At 65.8% G+C, this 17667-nt stretch carries 14 protein-coding genes and 1 pseudogene; 6 read left to right on the forward strand and 9 right to left on the reverse strand.

The features are described 5' to 3' along the window. Positions 1-47 precede the first annotated feature (47 nt). The 3 genes from fabR (at position 48) to DL544_RS12215 (ending at position 3678) form a co-directional block, all read left to right on the forward strand. Entirely contained in the window at positions 48-704 is a 657-nt protein-coding gene (fabR, locus tag DL544_RS12205) for an HTH-type transcriptional repressor FabR (protein WP_005416927.1), read from the forward strand. A 276-nt stretch (positions 705-980) separates the two neighbouring features. After that, positions 981-3140 carry a TonB-dependent receptor plug domain-containing protein gene (locus DL544_RS12210; RefSeq protein WP_139727241.1) on the forward strand — a complete coding sequence of 720 codons (2160 nt, stop codon included), beginning with the start codon at positions 981-983 and terminating at the stop codon, positions 3138-3140. Further along, entirely contained in the window at positions 3130-3678 is a 549-nt protein-coding gene (locus DL544_RS12215) for a thioredoxin-like domain-containing protein (RefSeq protein ID WP_065179192.1), read from the forward strand. Before DL544_RS12210 ends, DL544_RS12215 begins: the two co-directional genes overlap by 11 nt. Before the next feature lie 78 nt (positions 3679-3756). Here the strand turns inward: DL544_RS12215 and mntR are convergent, their stop codons facing one another. Further along, positions 3757-4221: a manganese-binding transcriptional regulator MntR gene (gene mntR / locus DL544_RS12220; protein WP_005416934.1), complete on the reverse strand. Its 465-nt coding sequence runs from the start codon at positions 4219-4221 to the stop codon at positions 3757-3759. A 117-nt stretch (positions 4222-4338) separates the two neighbouring features. Here mntR and DL544_RS12225 point away from each other — a divergent pair, with 117 nt between their 5' ends. Then, positions 4339-5670: an Nramp family divalent metal transporter gene (locus DL544_RS12225; RefSeq protein ID WP_139727243.1), complete on the forward strand. Its 1332-nt coding sequence runs from the start codon at positions 4339-4341 to the stop codon at positions 5668-5670. Positions 5671-5756: 86 nt separating this feature from the next. On the opposite strand, the gene DL544_RS12230 is transcribed toward DL544_RS12225, so the two are convergent. The 4 genes from DL544_RS12230 to DL544_RS12245 all read right to left on the reverse strand — a co-directional run bounded on the left by DL544_RS12230 (position 5757) and on the right by DL544_RS12245 (position 10023). Further along, complete coding sequence (locus DL544_RS12230) at positions 5757-6083, reverse strand: thioredoxin family protein (protein WP_005416939.1); 327 nt, start codon at positions 6081-6083, stop codon at positions 5757-5759. Further along, positions 6055-6522 (reverse strand): flavodoxin, encoded by a 468-nt coding sequence (locus DL544_RS12235; protein ID WP_080375118.1) that lies wholly within the window; start codon positions 6520-6522, stop codon positions 6055-6057. The genes DL544_RS12230 and DL544_RS12235 overlap by 29 nt, the downstream gene beginning before the upstream one ends. Positions 6523-6547: 25 nt before the next feature. Next, on the reverse strand, positions 6548-7588 hold the full coding sequence (locus DL544_RS12240; protein WP_005416944.1) for a ribonucleotide-diphosphate reductase subunit beta: 1041 nt from the start codon (positions 7586-7588) through the stop codon (positions 6548-6550). 71 nt (positions 7589-7659) lie between these two features. Next, the gene (locus DL544_RS12245) at positions 7660-10023 is read right to left on the reverse strand and encodes a ribonucleoside-diphosphate reductase subunit alpha (RefSeq protein ID WP_139727245.1); all 2364 of its coding nucleotides are present in this window, start codon (positions 10021-10023) and stop codon (positions 7660-7662) included. A gap of 432 nt (positions 10024-10455) precedes the next feature. Here DL544_RS12245 and DL544_RS12250 point away from each other — a divergent pair, with 432 nt between their 5' ends. Further along, positions 10456-11433, forward strand: coding sequence for a zinc-binding dehydrogenase (locus DL544_RS12250; RefSeq protein WP_065179191.1), 978 nt, complete (start codon positions 10456-10458; stop codon positions 11431-11433). A gap of 201 nt (positions 11434-11634) precedes the next feature. Continuing rightward, a pseudogene (locus tag DL544_RS12255) lies at positions 11635-14261 on the forward strand (TonB-dependent receptor). A 66-nt stretch (positions 14262-14327) separates the two neighbouring features. On the opposite strand, the gene betT reads toward DL544_RS12255, so the two are convergent. The 4 genes from betT to DL544_RS12275 all read right to left on the reverse strand — a co-directional run bounded on the left by betT (position 14328) and on the right by DL544_RS12275 (position 17657). Further along, complete coding sequence (gene betT / locus DL544_RS12260) at positions 14328-16307, reverse strand: choline BCCT transporter BetT (RefSeq protein ID WP_005416952.1); 1980 nt, start codon at positions 16305-16307, stop codon at positions 14328-14330. Between the two features lie 196 nt (positions 16308-16503). Next, complete coding sequence (locus DL544_RS12265; RefSeq protein ID WP_005416954.1) at positions 16504-16884, reverse strand: VOC family protein; 381 nt, start codon at positions 16882-16884, stop codon at positions 16504-16506. Between the two features lie 96 nt (positions 16885-16980). Further along, positions 16981-17304, reverse strand: coding sequence for a DMT family transporter (locus tag DL544_RS12270; RefSeq protein ID WP_065179190.1), 324 nt, complete (start codon positions 17302-17304; stop codon positions 16981-16983). Then, positions 17304-17657 carry an SMR family transporter gene (locus DL544_RS12275; RefSeq protein WP_005416959.1) on the reverse strand — a complete coding sequence of 118 codons (354 nt, stop codon included), beginning with the start codon at positions 17655-17657 and terminating at the stop codon, positions 17304-17306. The genes DL544_RS12270 and DL544_RS12275 overlap by 1 nt, the downstream gene beginning before the upstream one ends. Between the last annotated feature and the right edge of the window lie 10 nt (positions 17658-17667).

A 17667-nucleotide genomic window follows, 5' to 3' on the forward strand; every position in this document is an offset into this window, starting at 1 on the left:
ATTGAACCGGATTGGGTATGATTCAGCCTCGCCCCACCGGAACCGTCATGGCCGCCGCCACCGTCTTGTCGACGCCTGAAGATGCCAACAGCCCGGCCCGCCGTACGGTGAGCCGCGAAGATCTGCTGGCCGCCGCCCTGAAGCTGATCGGGCCGCACCGCAGCCTGTCCACGCTCAGCCTGCGCGAAGTGGCACGCGAGGCCGGCATCGCGCCGAACAGCTTCTACCGGCAGTTCCGCGACATGGACGAACTGGCCGTAGCGCTGATCGACGCAGCCGGCCGCTCGCTGCGCACCATCATCGGCGAGGCCCGCCAGCGCGCCACCTCCACCGCCACCAGCGTGGTGCGGGTTTCGGTGGAGACCTTCATGGAACAACTGCGCGCCGACGACAAGCTGCTGCACGTGCTGTTGCGCGAAGGCGCGGTCGGCTCGGACGACTTCAAGCACGCAGTCGAGCGCGAGCTGCATTATTTCGAGGAAGAGCTGCAGCACGACCTGGTGCGCCTGGCCGCACTGGATGGCGCGGTGCTGCACGCTCCGGAACTGGTAGCCAAGGCCATCACCCGGCTGGTGTTCGCGATGGGCGCCACCGCCATGGACCTGCCTCCGGAGAAGGATCCGGAGCTGGTCGAACAGATCTCCACGATGATCCGCATGATCATCGTCGGCGCCCGCACGCCCGCCGCATTCCGCCGCGGCTGACGATCGCGCCCTGGGGTCGGATCCCTTTCCAAAGGAAAGGGCTCTGACCCCAACCTCACTGCCCACACGGCAACTCCATCCTCCGGACATGACCACCGGCAGGTTTGTGGTTGTTTTATGTAATGTTATAACACTCCCTGATCTGACCCGGCCGGCGCTCCACTCGGAATTGCTGCGGCTTCGTTATATAGCGCTTGCTATATTGATAAGCCGCTGCTTCCATATGCATCAGCCAGGTCGCCCTCGCCGCCTTTCTTCCCCAAGGACGACGCCCTCATGTGCTCTATCCCCCACCGCTTCCGAAGGTTGCCGCTGGCCGCCGCCATTACCCTGGCCCTGCCGCTGCCTGCACTGGCTGACACTCCGAAACCGACCGAACTGGACCGTGTGCAGGTCAAGGTCAGCACCGCCACGCGCAGTGAACGCCTGCTGTCGGACGTGCCGATCCGCACGGAAGTGCTGCGCAAGGAAGACATCGCGCTGCGCGCGGCCACCGACTTCTCGCGCGCCGCCGAGCTGATCAACGGCCTGCGCGTGGAGAGCAACTGCCAGAACTGCAACACCAGCGAAGTACAGCTGCTGGGCCTGCCCGGCGCCTACAACCAGCTCCTGTTCGATGGCATCCCGCTGCTGTCCACGCTGGGCAGCGTGTACGGCCTGGAACAGATCCCGGCCGGGTTGGTCGACCGCATCGAAGTGGTCAAGGGCGGTGGATCGGCGCTGTACGGACCGGGCGCGGTTGCCGGTGTGATCAACCTGATTCCGCCGCTGCCGGCGCGCAGCGGCGGCCATGTGCAGGCCGGCGTGGATGTGCTGGAGGGTACACCTCAGAAGAACGCCGACGTTCGACTGGACCTGGTCGCCAAGGACGCAGACGCCGGTCTGTCGGTGATTGCCCAGCGCAACTGGAACAACGGCATCGACTACAACGGTGACGGCTACACCGAGATCACCCGCAAGAACCTCAAGGTCGGCGGGCTGCAGGCCTGGTACGCGCCCACGCCGGGCACGCGGCTGCGCCTGGACCTGCAGGTGACCGATGAAACCCGCCGCGGCGGCAATCGCCTGGACCAGCCAGAGTACCTGGCCAACATCGCCGAATCGCTGGATACGAAATACCGCCGCGGCAGTGTGTCGTGGGACCAGGAGATCACCGCCGACGTCGATTTCCGCCTGGCCTACGCCTTCGCCGACATCGACCGCGACAGCTTCTACGGCGGCCTGGGCGACGTGGTCACCGATCCCTCGGCGCCCGGCCATGACCCGTTGCAGCTTGACCGCAACCTGGCCGGCAGCGCGGCCTCGCGTTCATGGCGCCAGTACGGCCACACCCACAACCCGCTGCACTACATCGACAGCCAGTTGAACTGGCGGCTGGGCGCGCATGCACTGGCCTTCGGTGTGCAGTACAAGCACGAGGCGCTGGGCGACGACAACCGTACCGGTGATGGCCAGCGCCTGGCGGTGCTGGAAGACGCCACCTTCCACAACATCGGCGCCTTCATCCAGGACGAGTGGAGCCTGCGCGACAACGTCGACCTGGTATTGGGTGCGCGCGTGGACAAGAGCTCGGAACTGGACAGCGCAGTGTTCTCGCCGCGTATCGCGCTGGCCTGGCAGGCGACCCCGAACCTGAAGTGGCGCGCCGGCATCGCCACCGGCTTCCGTGCCCCGGAGATCTTCGTCGAGGACGTGCATGTCGATACGCTGGGTGGCGAGCAGGTGCGCGTGCGCAACACGGACGGTCTGAAAGAGGAACGCGCGTTGACCACCCTGTTCGGCTTCGACTGGCGTTCGGACCCGGCCAATCCGGTGTGGAGCTGGGATGCCACCGCCTCCTATGCACGCATCCGCGACACCTTCGCGCTGGGCGAGATCCAGCGCGGCGATGACGGCCAGCTGAGCCAGCTGCGCTACAACGCTTCCGGCTCCAACGTGCTGGGCGCGGAAACCAACCTCGGCTGGCAACCCTCGCCGCAGTGGCGCCTGACCGCCGGTGCCTCGTGGTATCGCTCACGCTTCCGCGAACCGCAGCGCATCTTCGATGACACCGGCGACGGCGGTGACACCGTGATCGAAAGCCGCGACTACCTGAAGACACCGCGCTGGACCGGCCTGGCACAGCTCAGCTGGATTCCGGCCGAACCGTGGGAGACCTTCGTCGCGCTGCGCCATACCGGGCCGATGTCGGTGCTGAACAACCGGCTGGGCGAGCTGCACCGCACACGTTCGTTCCTGGTCACCGACCTTGGTGCGCGCTGGCACCGGCATCTGGGCGCACAGGCGCAGCAGGAAGTGTCGGTAGCTGCGGGCGTCAAGAACGTATTCGACCAGCGCCAGAAGGACCTCGAAGTGGGCGCGCTGCGGGACAGCGACTATGTCTACGGGCCGCGCTTCGCGCGCTCGTGGTACCTCAACCTGCGCTATGCGTTCTGAAGCACTGCGGACGCTGTTGCTGACCGGCGCGCTCCTGCTGGCCGTACCGGCGATGGCGGCAGACCTGCACGCGCAGGTCGCCGCCTCGTTGATGCGGCCAGAACAGCGGTCACTGCGGCCCATGCAATGGTCGCCGCCACCGAAGCTGGTGGCGCTGTACTTCGGCGCCGACTGGTGTGCACCGTGCCATGCCTTCGTACCCACGCTGCGCAGTGTGCGCGACGCGTTGCGCGAGACCGGCGCCGATACCGAAGTGGTGTACGTCAGCCTGGATGAGAGCGAGGCTGCATTGCGGCGCTACATGCACGCGCAGGACATGCCGTGGCCGGTACTGGACCCGCGCCGCGCCGCGCGCATGCCCGCACTGCAGGCACTGGCCGGGCTGGGACCACCGAACCTGGTGCTGATCGATGCGGATGGGAAGGTGCTGGCCAACGGATGGCAGGGCCGGCGCTATGAAGGCCTGCAGCCAGTGTTGAAGGAATGGACGAAACGCGCGTGCGCGCAACAGCAGGCGCGCTGCCCGCCTGGATTGTAGATCCACGCCATGCGTGGATGCTCCCTGTCATCGCGCGAACAGCAGCCGAGCATGGCTCGGCTCTACAGGAAACGTGGCTCAGCCGCCCTCGGCCCTGCGCACGAATGCCTCGAACAACGCCAGCGTCTGTTCGCTGACATGGTGCTCGATGCCCTCCGCATCGCGCCGCGCGGTGTCTGCGTCCACGCCCAGCGCCAGCAGGAAACGCTCCACGGTCTGGTGCCGCTGGCGGCTGGCATGGGCCAGCGCCTCGCCTTCCGGGGTCAGGAACACGCCGCGGTACGGCCGCTGCACCACCCAACCATCACGGGCCAGGCGCCGCAGCATCTTCGCCACGGTGGGCTGGGCCACACCCAGGCGCGTGGCAATGTCGACCTGGCGGGCCTCGCCGCCATCGGCCAGCAGGTCCGAAATCAGCTCGACATAGTCCTCCACCAGTTCCATCCGGTGCGCCTCGCGCACTTGCCGGAAGCTCTCGACCTGGCGCTCGGCCTCGATCAAGGGGGTGCTTTTCAGCGATGTCGAATCGTCGGTCTTGCCCACGCCTGCGCCTGTCCTTCCGGGGTGATCCAGTGTTGAACCTGAATTCTGGACCAGTAACGCGATAAAGACGATTGTTTCACATTGCTAATGACTATAGCAGGAGCTATATTCGGACCCATGAACACCCTGGCGCCCCGCGACCCTTCGGCCTCCACTCCGGCCAGCCTGGGTGCGCTCAACGCCTCGGTCGCGGTGCCCGACAAGGGCCATTGGTGGTTCCGCCTGCTGGCCTTCCTTGGTCCGGGCTACATGATCTCGGTCGGATACATGGACCCAGGCAACTGGGCCACCGACCTCGCCGGCGGTTCGCGCTTCGGCTACCTGTTGCTGTCGGTCATCCTCATTTCCAACCTGATGGCGGTGATCCTGCAGGCGCTGTCGGCACGGCTCGGCATCGCCACCGGCATGGACCTCGCGCAGGCCTGCCGCGCCCGCTACCCGAAGCCGGTGAACCTGGCGCTGTGGGCGCTGTGCGAGGCGGCGATCATCGCCTGCGACCTGGCCGAGGTGATCGGCACCGCGATCGCGCTGAAGCTGCTGTTCGACCTGCCACTGCTCTGGGGCGCGGTGATCACTGCGCTGGATACGCTGCTGGTGCTGCTGCTGATGAACCGCGGCTTCCGTGCGCTGGAAGCCTTCGTGATCGCGCTGCTGATGGTGATCTTCGCCTGCTTCGTGGTGCAGATCGCGATGGCTGCGCCGCCAGTGATGGCGGTGCTGGGAGGCTTCATTCCGCGCGCGCAGGTGGTGACCGATCCGCACGCGCTGTACATCGCGATCGGCATCATCGGTGCCACGGTGATGCCGCACAATCTCTACCTGCATTCGTCCATCGTGCAGACCCGCGCCTACCCGCGTACCAATGAAGGCCGCCGCAGTGCGCTGCGCTGGGCGGTTACCGATAGCACTCTCGCGTTGACACTCGCATTGTTCATCAACGCCAGCATCCTGATCCTGGCGGCGGCGGTGTTCCATGCCAATGGTCGTTTCGACGTGGAAGACATCGAGCAGGCGCACCAGCTGCTGGCGCCGATGCTGGGCGTGGGCGTGGCGGCAACGTTGTTTGCGATCGCGTTGCTGGCCTCCGGCCTGAACTCGACGGTGACCGCGACGCTGGCCGGCCAGATCGTGATGGAAGGTTTCCTGCACCTGCGAATGCCGCCGTGGCTGCGACGGCTGATCACCCGCGCACTGGCGATCATTCCGGTGGTGGTGGTGATCCTGCTGTTCGGCGACCAGGGCGCGGTGAAGCTGCTGGTGCTGAGCCAGGTAGTGCTGTCGATGCAGCTGCCGTTCGCGATCATCCCGCTGGTGCGGATCGTGACCGACAAGGTGACGATGGGGGCGCTGGTGGCCCCGCGCTGGCTGGGCGCGATCGCCTGGGTGATCGCGCTGGTGATCGTGGTGTTGAACGTGAAGCTGCTGGTGGATACCTTCAACGGCGCATAGCGTGAAATGCCAAGGCGCCGTTGAAGAGTCGAGCCATGCTCGACTCATCGCACCCGGCACGAACAGCAGCCGAGCATGGCTCGGCTCTACAAATGTAACGCGATCGCGGCCTCGATCTGCTGCGGCGACTGGAACCCGGCCAGGCGCGTGCGTTCGTTACCATCACGGAACAGGGACAGCGTCGGCGTCTGCCGCAGCCCCAGTTCCCTGAAGAACGCCTCACCCAGCACTTCCAGCTGCACGCGAAGCAAGGTGGTGCCCTGCCCCGCCACGCTGTTGGCCACGCGGTGCAGCGACACTTCCAGCATCCGGCACCCGGGGCACTGGTCCTTGTGGAAATCCACCAGCACCCGCGGGTGCTCGGCCAGCAGCTGCTGGAACTGCTCAGGCGTGGTGGCGTCGATGATCTGCATCGTGGTTGCTCCAGTAGTGGGCCAGGACCGCATCGGTCCAGGCGTCGATGGCTTCGGCATGACGCTCGCCATGCGGCATCTGTTCGATCTCCAGCGGCGGGTAGTCGCTGCGGAAATAGCGGATCAGCCGGTGCACGGCACCACAGTAGTACTCCTGCCCCCACTGCGTTTCGCCGGTGCCGAACACCGCCAGCTGGCGTGGCTGCTGACCGCGCTCGGCAATGCCAGCCACCCACGCCTTCATCTCCGCTGGCGTGCGCCCGGCGTTGTCGGTCCAGCAGCCCAGCAGCACCAGGTCGGCCTCGCCGGCAGCCAGCGGCGGCGCCTGCCGCAGGTCGTCGGCCTCCTGCCAGTGCACCGCATGACCTGCGGCGCGGCAGCGCTCGGCGATCTGCCGGCCGAGCTCGCGGGTGTTGCCGCTCAAGGAGGCGACCACCATCAGGATGCTCAGCGCGGTGCCGGGCTCAGAGGTCGTCGAAGCCGTTGTCGACGTTGGTCTTCTTGTAACTTGCATTGCGCATCTCGAAGAAGTCGGTCTTGGTCTCGGTGAAGTTGTCGGCGTAGGCCCTGATCCAAGGCATCACGTTGTCGGTGGTGTCGCTGTACAGGCGCTCGATGCCGAGCATGCCGGCCATCTTGTTGGCGCGGTACTTCACGTAGCGCACCATCTCGTCCACGTCGATGCCATCGATGCCATCCAGCACCTCCGACGACCACTGCGTCTCAAGCTCGATGGCATGTTCGAATGACTGGTGCACATAGGCGGTCAACTCATTGGTCTGCAGCTCGGGGTTTTCGCCGATGATGGCGCGGATCAGCTCGCTGATGAACTTGGTATGGGCCAGCTCGTCGCGATTGATGAAGCTGATGATCTTGCCGGTGCCGTTCATGCGGTTCTGCCGCACCATGTTGTAGAAGTACGCGAACCCGGAATAGAAATTGATGCCCTCCAGGATCGAGGACTGGATCAACGACTTGAGCAGGGTCTCGGCGGTCTTCTCGCGCATGAAGTCGTCGTACGCACCCATGATCGGGGCATTGCGCTTGATGATGGTCGGGTGGGTGCGGGCGATCTCGAAGATCCGGTTCTGGTTCGGCAGGTCGGTGATCGAGGCCAGCACGTAACTGTAGCTCTCGTTGTGGATCACTTCCTGCTGGCCGATGATCGCCGCGTTGGCATGTGCAGCCGGGTCGGTGATGTACTCGGCCACGTTGTAGATGAATCGCGTCTGTGGCGAATCCAGCGTGGCCAGCAGGCCGATGATCGAGTCGTAGGCGTTCTTCTCGCGCCCTGACAGCTCGCCGTACTGGCGCGCGTCCAGCTTCATGTCCACCTCGTCGGGAATCCAGAAGTTGGTCGACAGCTCCTTGTAGGCCCGATAGAACGACGGGTACGGGATATCGTTCCAGTTGAGGATGCCGCTGGTCTGGCCGTTGATGATGCCGGTGCTGCGGTTGGGATGGCGCGGTTCGAGGATCTTGATGCGGTCGAGGGGGGTTGCCATGGGCTTCTGCCTTCGTTCTCTTTCTATCGTGTTGCCGGCCAGCGGCCGGCACTACCGTGGGTCGCCGGTGGTCAGCTGGCGCACCACTCGCATTCGCTGATGTCGATGTCGTTGGAGCGCACGTAATAGGTGGTCTTCAGGCCTTCGCGCCAGGCGCTCAGGTGCAGCTCCAGCAGCGTGCTCGCACGGATGGTGCTGGGCACGTACAGGTTGAAACTGATCGACTGGTCGACATGCCGCTGGCGGCGCGCGTTCTGGCGCACGCTGGCGAACTGGTCGACCTTGTAGGCGCCCTTCTCGTAGTACGGCCAGGTCTCCAGCGACAGTCCCGGTGCTGCCACCGGTCGCCGGAAGTCCTTCTTCTCCTCGTAGTAGAACGCGCTGTAGATCGGGTCGATCGAAGCGGTGGAACCGGCAATCTGCGCGGTGCTCATGTTCGGCGCCACGGCCAGCAGCCATCCGTTGCGCAGGCCGTGCGTGGCGACCTCGCGGGCCAGGCTGTCCCATGCGGCGCCAGTGTAGTCGCGGTCACGGAAGTAGCGCCCGTTGTGCCAGTCGCTGCCCGCGAACATCGGGTAGCTGCCCTTCTCCTGCGCCAGTTGCGCGCTGGCCTGGATGGTCAGGAAGTTGATGCGTTCGTAGAGACGGTCGGCCAATTCTTCGGCATCCGGAGATTCCCACTGGATCGCCTGCTGCGCCAGCAGGTGGTGCCAACCGAACGTGCCCAGGCCGATGGCGCGGTACTTGCGGTTGGTGATCGTGGCCTGCGGCACCGGCAACGCATTGAGGTCGATCACGTTGTCGAGCATGCGTACCTGGATCGGGATCAGGCGCTCCAGCACATCGGTGGCCAGCAGGTCATCCGGCGCACTGATTGCCCGGCCGAGGTTGATCGAGGACAGGTTGCAGACCACGAAGTCACCGGCGCGGCGCGTGGTGACGATCTGGTCGCCGCTGACGATCTCCTGGATCATCCGCGTCGGGCTCATGTTCTGCAGGATCTCGGTGCACAGGTTGCTGGAATAGATCATGCCTGCGTGCTTGTTCGGATTCCTGCGATTGACCTCGTCGCGGTAGAACAGGAACGGGTTGCCGGTCTCCAGCTGGCTGAGCATGATCCGCTTGAACAGATCAATGGCCTTCACCGTTCGGCGGCTGATGCTCTCATCGGCCACCAGCTCGGCATAGCGGTCGCGGAAGCTGCCCGAACCGCGCTTCTCATCGTAGAAGTCCTGCAGGTACCAGCCCTTGGCCTGCTTCACCTCGTGCGGGTCGAACAGGTACCAGTCGGCGCGGCGCTCGACCGCTTCCATGAACAGGTCGGGTACGCACACCGAGGTGAACACATCGTGCGCGCGCAGGCGCTGGTCGCCGTTGTTCAGGCGCAGGTCCATGAAGGCTTCGATGTCGCGATGCCAGATGTCCAGGTACACCGCCACTGCGCCCTTGCGCTGGCCAAGCTGATCAACCGACACCGCCGTGTTGTTGAGCTGCTTGATCCACGGCACCACGCCGCCGGAGGAGTTGGCCACGCCACGGATCGGTGCGCCGCTGCTGCGCACGTAGCCCAGGTAGGCGCCAACACCGCCGCCGTGCTTGGACACGCGCGCGATATCGGTGTTGGAGTCATAGATGCCCTGCAGGCTGTCGTCCACCGTGTCGATGAAGCAGCTGGACAGCTGGCCGCCCACCTTGCCGGCGTTGGCCAGGGTCGGCGTAGCCACCGTCATGTACAGGTTGGACAGCGCCCAGTACGCCTCGCCGACCAGCTGCATGCGGCGTTCGCGCGGCTTTTCCTCCTGCATCAGGTACAGCGCAATGGTCAGCCAGCGCTCCTGCGGCAGTTCATAGACCTCGCGGCTGCGGTCGCTGGCCAGATAGCGGGTGGCCAGCAGGTACAGGCCGTTGTAGGCGAACAGGCGGTCGCGTTCCGGATCGATCATCTCACCGGCCTGCTGCAGCTCTTCCTTCGAATAGCAGCGCAGGATGTCGTTGCTGTAGATGCCGCGGTCAGCCAGGCTTTCCTGCAGGCCCACGTAAGAGCCGTACTTCAGGCTGACATCGTAGAAGCGGTTGCGGCTGGCACGCTTGTACAGGCGGCGCAGGTAGATGCGCGCGGCGAACTGTTCCCACTCGGGCGCGACCAGGTCCACCCGCGATTCGGCCTCGCGGATCAACAGATCGACCAGGTCATCGGCGCTGATGCTGGGCTTGCGCTCGACCATTGCCTGCACCACGCGGCGGTAGTCGCTCACATCCAGCTGCGGGAACTCGGCATGCACGGCATCGATGCTGCGCTGCAGGCGCTCGGCGTCGAACGGCAGGCGGCGGTTGCCGGCCTCCTTGGTGATCCAGGTCCGTACGCGCTCGCCACCGGCGCGCAAGGCGTCGCCAGCGCCGGCCGGATCGGCCACGCGGAAGGTACTGTCGGTCATGGTGGTGAAACTCCAGGCTCGCACGCGCATTGGCGCTCGATGCCATGGCGGCCCTGGACGCGATACCGGCGCACGGGGCGAACGGGTGGATTGCCAGGGTGCGGGAACGTAGGTCGTCGGCATCTGCCTGCGCCTGCGGCCGGTATCCGGGCCGTGGGGGCGACCTGCGTCCGCACGATGGCGGCCGCGTCGACACGGCAAGCCTTCAGGGGCGGGCCGCGGGACGTTTGCTGCATGTCCGGCGGCGGCGGCTGACCGGGAGTGACGGCCACAACATAGTGGGGATGACGCGCACCGTCAACACAAGATGCGGTAATCACGACATGCCGCGACGATCAGTCGCAGGATGCCGTGTTGCAGCGGCGACGCCTTGTCGACATGCCCTGCGTCCCCAGTTCGGTACAACATCCACTTTCCCCGGAACACCGCCCCATGCGCGCTGCCCAGTACTCCTCCTTCGGCAACCCGGCCGACGTCCTCGCCATTGCCGATGCCGCCCTGCCCGAGCCCGGCCCCGGCGAGGTGCGCATCCGCACCGTGCTGGCCTCGATCCACAACCACGACCTGCTGACCGTGCGTGGCCTCTACGGGTACAAGCCGACATTGCCGGCGATCGGTGGCAGTGAAGCACTGGGCGTGGTCGATGCACTCGGCGATGGCGTGGACGGCCTACAGATCGGCCAGCGGGTAGCCGCCGCCTCGGTGCACGGCACCTGGGCCGAGGCCTTCGTCGCACCGGCACGCATGGTGATTCCGATGCCGGAGGCGATCCCGGACGAGATGGCCGCACAGTTGATCGCGATGCCGCTGAGCGCGCTGATGCTGCTGGAATTCCTGCACGTCCAAGCAGGCCAGTGGATCGTGCAGAACACCGCCAACGGCGCGGTCGGCAAGTCGCTGGCGATGCTGGCAAAGGCGCGCGGCGTGCACGTGGCCAACCTGGTGCGCAATGCCGCGGCCGTAGCGCAGTTGCAGGCGCTGGGCATCGATCATGTATTCGACACCTCGGTGGACGGCTGGAAGGATCGCGTGCGTGAGGCGACCGGCGAAGCACAGGCCGCGGCCGCAGTGGATTCCATCGGCGGCGACGCCAGTGGCGATCTGGTCGACCTGCTCGGCCACCACGGCACGCTGGTGTCGTTCGGTGTGATGAGTGGCGAACCGATGCACATTCCCGCCGGCGGCCTGATCTACAAGGAGGCCACGGTGAAGGGCTTCTGGGGCAGCAAGGTCAGCCAGGCGATGGCGGTGGAGGACAAGCGCCGGCTGGTCGGCGAGCTGCTCAAGCGCGCGGCCAGCGGCGAACTGACCTTGCCGGTGGAGCAGATCTTCGCGCTGGACGATATCGCCCAAGCGGCGAAGGCGGGCGCCGGTTCGGGCCGTAACGGCAAGGTGCTGCTGCGGCCGTGATGGCCGGACAACCGGGGTCAGATCCTTTTCCAACGGAAAGGGATCTGACCCCCAGGAGGAGTGCGGACCAACGGTCCGCACCCACCGAGTCGGCTCGTTAAGAACCTGTGATGTATAACTGAATGCGCTTTCGTCATTGGAAGGCGCAGGTACCTGCATGCGGTACTGACGGCTCCTCCCCCGTTCGGCGTTGCCGCTTCCATGTACCGCACCACCCTGAACCTGCTTGCCGGCGCGATCGCGCTGGGCCTCACTGCTGGCACCGCCAGCGCCTCTGAAACCACCGATGCCGGCAAGGACAGCACCACCCTCGGCGCCGTGCTGGTGACCGGCTCCAACATCAAGCGCAGCGATACCGCCGGGCCCAACGCGGTGCAGATCGTCAGCCGTGAACAGATCGAGCAGACCGGCCGCTCCACCCTCACCGACGTGCTGCGCAATCTGTCGGCCAATGCCGGCAACAGCTTCGACGAGCAGTACACGGGCAGCTTCGCCGCCGGCTCTGCATCGATCGGCCTGCGTGGCCTGTCGCCGAAGAACACGCTGGTGCTGGTCAACGGCTACCGCGTGTCCAACTTCGGCTTCGCGCTCAATACCCAGGACACGTTCGTCGACCTCAACGCGCTGCCGATCAGCGCAGTCGAGCGCATCGAAGTGCTCAAGGATGGTGCTTCGGCGGTGTATGGCTCCGATGCCATCGCAGGTGTCATCAACATCATCCTGCGCAGGAACTTCCAGGGCGTGGAAGTGGGTGGCGGCTTCGGTACCGCCACCCAGGGCGGCCTGAACGAACGCAAGGCCAACCTGCTGGCCGGCTTCGGCGACCTCGAACAGCAGGGCTGGAACGTGCTGTTCGGCTTGGACCTGGTCAAGAGTGATCGCCTCGACGCCGACCAGCGCGCCTATACCCGCAGCGGCGATTTCCGCGACAAGCCCGGCGGACGCCTGGCCGGCTGGTCCACCGCCGGTGGCAACTGGCTGTCCAACCCACGTGCACCTCAGCCGTTCGCCAACTGCCCCGAGGGCAGCCAGCTGCGCCCGTACAGCGACTTCGGCAGTACCCTGCCCGGCCAGGCCTGCGCCTTCAATGCGCAGCCGTTCAAGACCCTGCAACCCGGCGCCGAGCGCCTGCAGGCCTCGTTGAGTGCAACCTACCGCTTCAATGACAGCGTCGAGGCCTTCGCCGATATGCTGTACAGCCACAACAAGGCCGACCAGATCTTCAGCGCGCCGCTGACCGTCGGCCCCGGCCTGCGCGCGTACAACCCGGCCACCGGCACGCTGATTGACGTGCCGGCGGTGCTGCCGGTCGGCCACCCGAACAACCCGGGCAGCACGCCGCTGCCGTTCGAGTACACCTTCTTCGATCTCGGCCCGCGCCTGAAGGACAACACGCAGGTGTTCTACCGTGCCCTGGCCGGCGTGCGCGGCAGCGGTGAACGCTGGGACTGGGAAGTCGCGGCGCTGACCTCGCAAAGTGCGCAGCGCGAGTACGTCGACAATTTCGTCAACCGCTATGCGTTCGAACAGATCCTGCGCGACGGCAGCTACAACTTCCTCAACCCGTCCGCCACGCCGGGCGCGCTGGATGCACTGCGTCTGCAGACCAAGCGGCCAGGCTGGTACAAGCTGCACGCGTTGAACCTGAAGGCCTCGACCTCGCTGTGGCAGATGCCCGCCGGTACGGTCGGCTTTGCCTGGGGTGCCGAGTTCCGCAAGGAATCGCTTGACGCGCGCACCAGCGCGCAGGTGCTGTCGGGCACCGAACTGCGCCCGGCCATCAACGTGGTCAACGGCGAGCGCCAGGTCAGTGCCGCCTATGCCGAACTGAGCGTGCCACTGCACCGCACGTTGGAGCTGCAGGCGGCTGGCCGCGGCGATCACTATGACGACTTCGGCAAGGCGTTCTCGCCGAAGGTGGCGCTGCGCTGGCAGCCGCTGGACAGCCTGCTGCTGCGTGGTTCGTTCTCGCGTGGCTTCCGCGCCCCCTCGCTGCCGGAGATCGCGCCCGGCCAGACCGTCAGCTACGGCTCGGTGATCGATCCGCTGGATCCGCTGCAGCCCGGCGGCAGCCGTGGCGTCACCAACATCCGCACCGGCAACCCCGACCTGAAGGCCGAACGCTCGCGCAACTTCAACGTGGGTGCGGTGTGGTCTCCGGATGGTGATACCAGCATCGGCCTGGACTGGTACCGCATCGAGCAGGACAACCTGGTCAAGCCGGACAGCGCGCAGTTCATCGTCGACAACCCGACCCTGTTCCCGGGCCGCGTGCAACGTGATGCCCAGGGACGCATCCAGTTCATCTCCAACCAGTATGCCAACCAGGGCGAGTTGACCACCTCGGGCTGGACCTGGACGCCAGCCGCACCTTCCGTACCGACGGCTGGGGCAACTTCACCGTGGCCGGCAGCTGGACCCACCTGCTGAGCTTCAAGCAGCCGCTGGTGGCTGGCCAGTCGCCGTACGAAGGCGCCGGCAACAACCGCCACGGCGCACTGCCGCGTACGCGCGGCACCACCTCATTGAACTGGGCGGTGGGCGACTGGAGCAGCACGCTGAGCCTGCAGTACGTGAGCGGCTACGACCAGCGCGTGGCGACGGCGACCAGCAATCCGGGGCTGCGTAACCGCGTCAAGCCGTATCACCAGCTGGACCTTTACGTGGCGTACGAGGGAATTCCGAATACCACGCTGTCGCTGTCGGTGCTGAACCTGACCGACAAGGATCCGCCGTTCGATCCGGCTGGCGGTTCCAACGGCTTCGACATCAGCCAGTACAACCTTCGCGGACAGTTCGTCTCGCTGGGTGCGCGCTACCGGTTCTGATGCGCCAACGGGGCGGCGATGGTGCGCCGCCCCGTTCGCGTTGCCGGCCAGCGGCCGGCACTACCATCACCGGCTCAGGTGCAGGAACTGCAGGTGCCGTTCGTACTGGCTGATGATGTCGTTGATGATCTGCTTGCGGCTGTAGCCCACCAGGTCGTAGTCCTGGCTGCCTTCGAACAGATGCACCTCGGCGCGGTAGTAGCGCTGGTTGCGCAGCTGCTGCGCGGCAAACGACGGGGTCAGGTAGCCGCTCAGGATCACCCGGTACAGGAAGTCCTGCTGCTCGCCGTGGTTCACCGTCAGCTCCATGTCGCCGGCCTCGAAGCGGGTGGATACATCCCAACCCTGCCCGCGCAGCTGTTCGGCCACCGCCTCCATCGCCGGCTTCACGGTGTCATCCATGAAGCGGTAGACCTGGTCGCGCACCGGGAAGTGCATGGCCTGGCTCAGGCGCTGGCGCCAGCCCTGATGATGGCGATCGTCTCCGATCAACGGCGAAGGCCGGTACTGCAGCGCGCGCTTGCGGTGCGACTCGTCACTGAACGCGCGGGTCAGGCCCCACATCATCAGCAGCAGGATCGCCGAGAACGGCAGCGATGCCAGCACCACCGCCGATTTCAATGCATCGATGCTGCCGGCCAGCAACAACCCTGCGGTCAGCACCGCAATCACTGTGCCCCAGAACACGCGCAGCCAGCGCGGACCATCGTCTTCGGGTGATCCACCATGCGACGACAGCGTGGACAACACCACCGCTCCCGAATCAGCGGAGGTCACGAAGAAGATGAAGCTCACCAGCACCGTCACCGCGATCACCGTGCGGCTCCACGGGTAGCCATCCAGCAGTGCATACAACACGGTCGGTGGGTCATCCACCGCCAGCTGCGCCAGTTGCTGCTGGCCGTGGTGGAGCACCTGGTCCAGCGCGCTGTTGCCGAAGATCGACAGCCAGGCCAGGGTGAAGCCGAGCGGGATCAGCAGCACCCCGAACACGAATTCGCGGATGGTACGGCCACGTGAGATGCGCGCGATGAACAGGCCGACGAACGGTGCCCAGCCGATCCACCAGGCCCAGTAGAACACCGTCCAGCCGCCCAGCCATTCCGGTCGGCCGCCATAGGCGTACACATCGAAACTCTTGCCGACCACGCTGCCCAGGTAGTCGCCCAGGTTCTGCATCAGCGTGCTGAACAGGTACTGCGTCGGCCCGGCGAACAGCATGAACAGCACCAGCGCGATCGCCAGCAGCATGTTGATGTTGGCCATCCAGCGCACGCCCTTCTCGACGCCGGACACGGCCACGGCCACGGCCGCGCCCATCATGCTGACCACCAGGATGATCTGCACCAGGTTGGAGTGCGGAATGTCGAACAGGTGCGAGAGGCCGGCATTGAGGTGCAGCACGCCGAAGCCCATGTCGGCACCGATGCCGAATACGGTGGCGACGATGCCCAGCGCATCCACGGTGTAGCCGATCGGGCCATTGATGCGCTTGCCGATCAGTGGGTACAGCGCAGAGCGCAGGGCCAGTGGCAGGTTGTGGCGATAGGCGAAGTAGGCCATCGCCATCGCCGCCAGCGCGAACACGCCCCAGCCGTGCAGGCCCCAGTGCAGGAACAGCAGCTGCATGGCCTGGCGCGCGCCAGCCTCGCCTGCGGCCGGATCGCCCTGCGGCGGCTGCAGGTAGTGGGTCAGCGGTTCGGATACGCAGAAGAAGAACAGGGTGATGCTGATGCCGGCGGCGAACAGCATGCCGGCCCATGAGAGGTAACTGAACTCCGGCTCGTCATGGTCGGCACCCAGCTTGATGCCACCGTACTTGGACAACGCCACGCCCACCACGAACACCAGGTACAGGGTCATGGCCAGCAGGTAGTACCAGCCGACGTTGAGGGCGGCCCAGTCCTGTGCCTTGAGCAGAAGGCGGCCCGCGCCGAGCGGGAACAGGCTGACGAACAGCGCGAACGCCACGACAACGATCGCCGCGAAGGCGAACACAGGCCGAAGGGTGCGCACCGGGGATTGTTGCGGCTCCAGTACTTCCATGGGGCGGCGTTCTCCGGAAGATCAAAGGGTTAGCCGACCGAGTCTGGCTGAACCGCAGTGGACAGAGCATGAAGTTGCGGCCTGTGGTCGCAGGCCCGTCCGCTCATTCCGTGGTATCACGCGCGCGCTGCGACGCACCCTTGCTTGCGCGGGCCGCGCGCACCGCCTGCGGCGCGGCCACGCGCATCCTGTCCGATCACGACATTACATGCACCGCACACAGCTTGTTGCCATCCGGGTCACGCAGATAGGCCAGGAACACCTGCCGACCGGACATGTTGCGGACGCCGGGCGGATCTTCGATGGCGCTGCCACCGTGAGCCACTCCAGCTTCCTGCCAGGCACGCACGGCCTCTGCACTGCCCAGACTGAAACCGATGGTGCCGCCGTTGGCATGGCACGCTGGCTGCCCATCGATCGGCGCGGTTACACCGAACATCCGCCCATCCTTGAAGTACAGCAGCCGTCCCTTCTCGTCGAATACGCCCGCACGCGCGTCCATCGCGGCGAACAGGGCGTCGTAGAAGCGACGTGCGGCATCCATGTCGTTCGTCCCTACGGTGATGTGGCTGAACATGCGGGCACTCCATGTGGAAAACCGCAGTGTCGATGAGCGCGGGCGACTTCGCAAATCGCTGCACCCTCGCCGCCCCGCTCGCGACCGGGCGTGCTGCTACTTGGCGGTGCTGAGCAGCAGTACCGCCGCCGTGACCAGACCGATGCCGACCCAGCCGATCGGCCGCAGGCGGTTGCCGAACAACAGGCGGCCGCAGCTGGCGGTGCCGATCACGCCGATCGCCCCCCACATCGCATAGGCCGTGGCCAGATCCATGTAGCGCACGGCCTGGCCCAGCAGGGCGAAGGCGATCCAGACCAGGACGATCGCACCGACGCCCCAGCGCCAACGACGGAAACCTTCCGACTTGGCCACCATCATGTTGGCGGCGACGTCGATCAGCGCCGAGCAGATCACGAAAAACAGGGCCAGGGTGTTCATCAGTGCGCCTCCCCGAGGGTGACGCAGACGATGCCGGCCACCGCCAGCATCAGGCCGGCCAGCTGCTGCAGCGACAGGCTCTCGCCGAACACGGTGAGGCCGACCACGGTCAGCAGGGTCAGGCCGAGGCCTTCCCACACCGCGTAGGCCACGCCCACAGCAATGCGGCGCACCGACTGCGCGAGGAAGAAGTAGGACAGCGCCAGCGCGCCAGCCATGATCAGGTAGCCGCTCCAGCCGCCGTCGCGGGCGGCATGGGCCATGAACGAGGTGCCGACCACCTCGGCGATGATCGCCACGGTCAGGCAGGCCCAGGCGGCCAGCGCGCCACGGGCGGGAACAGTACGGGACATGTGAAGCTCC

This window comes from Stenotrophomonas sp. pho, from assembly GCF_006228405.1.
In the GTDB taxonomy this organism is placed as follows: domain Bacteria; phylum Pseudomonadota; class Gammaproteobacteria; order Xanthomonadales; family Xanthomonadaceae; genus Stenotrophomonas; species Stenotrophomonas sepilia.